The sequence below is a fragment of the Ruminococcus sp. CAG:379 genome (genome assembly GCF_000434255.1).
GTDB classification, from domain to species: Bacteria; Bacillota; Clostridia; order Oscillospirales; family Ruminococcaceae; genus Ruminococcus_F; species Ruminococcus_F champanellensis.
The window spans coordinates 1-1158 of the sequence record NZ_FR894869.1; the positions used below are offsets into that span (position 1 = coordinate 1).

Annotated in this window: 3 protein-coding genes and 1 pseudogene; all 4 read right to left on the reverse strand. The window is 46.8% G+C overall.

What is annotated here, in order from left to right; translation table 11 throughout:
* Window positions 1-143 (reverse strand): annotated as a pseudogene (locus tag QVO51_RS04455) (recombinase family protein); the annotation flags it as partial.
* An 86-nt stretch (window positions 144-229) separates the two neighbouring features.
* The gene (locus tag QVO51_RS10865; RefSeq protein ID WP_022357397.1) at window positions 230-391 is read right to left on the reverse strand and encodes an SHOCT domain-containing protein; all 162 of its coding nucleotides are present in this window, start codon (window positions 389-391) and stop codon (window positions 230-232) included.
* 262 nt (window positions 392-653) lie between these two features.
* Entirely contained in the window at window positions 654-800 is a 147-nt protein-coding gene (locus tag QVO51_RS10870) for an RNA polymerase sigma factor (RefSeq protein ID WP_369677897.1), read from the reverse strand.
* A gap of 44 nt (window positions 801-844) precedes the next feature.
* Entirely contained in the window at window positions 845-1147 is a 303-nt protein-coding gene (locus tag QVO51_RS04460; RefSeq protein WP_288167847.1) for a hypothetical protein, read from the reverse strand.
* Window positions 1148-1158: the final 11 nt, after the last annotated feature.

Genomic DNA, 1158 nt, shown 5'->3' on the forward strand with positions numbered 1-1158 from the left:
CTTTGAATCAGCTTATTGTAATAGCTGACCTGTGCCGAAAGGGAATGCAGCATTGCATCCTTACTGCTTGAAACTCTGGCGTAAGCTGCCGTTCTCAGCAGCTTGACTGTGGGTTTGTTGGGGAACTGAACCTTCTGAACGATGCGTTCATGATTCTCCACACAGCACCACCTCCTTGCTTACCATGTTACCGCCTATTAGGGGATAAGTCAACGATTTTATGCTGTTTTCAACGGAATATGCTGCACGAAGATATGCCGTATTTCTGCGCTATCCTTGTATCAATTTTAGCGTACTCTGCCTTGGTGATAAGGGAGCGTTTCAGCAGGGAACGCACCCATGTCATAACAAGCTGATGGCGGAAGAGAGCGTTAAAAGTGTCACTATTCATGCGTTACCTCCTTGGATTTGCCGTAGCAGGTACGGGAACAGTAAATGCGGTGCTTGCTTTTATATGCTTGAAATGTTTTTCCGCAGACCGGACAGGTGTGATTTACAAGGGATACGCAGTGAATCAGATTTGAATGCGCAGTCCACCATAGCTGACGGCACTTGCCACAGCAGAACTTTTTTGCCTTGCGTTTCGGTGTCTGAGGGATTTCAGCGTGACATTGCATACACAAACGCAGGCTGTTTCTGACCTTTACATATGTTTACAGTTCATGCCGCTGGCAGTATGATTTTACAGTATTAACGGATAAATCAAGCTGTTCAGCGATTTCCTTGTAACTCGTACCGTCTTGCCGCAGTACGATGATCTTTTCTTTCTGCTTATTTGTCATTCGCTCACACCCCCACATATAGAAAAAATAGTGGGCAGAGAATAACCCCTGCCCGAAAAAAATCACGCTTTCACAAGCGTTCCCTTATAAGTGTCATTGCTGATAGTGATAGTAACCGCTGCGGCACCCAGCACATTGGGCGCAGGCGTGGAAGATTTCGCCCAGCCGTTCAGTCCCTTATTCTTGATGACTGTGGGAAAATCCTTATAGCAGATATCCAGATCCACATTGCCGTTGATGCCTGCAACCTCGCCTTTCTCGGAATGCTGCCAGATACCGTATGCGCCGGTGTAATTTGTCTGGTTACACCAGTGCGCCAGCCAAATGGTGTAGCGGCTCTTGATATCATCGGCACATTGTAACACATACATTCAGT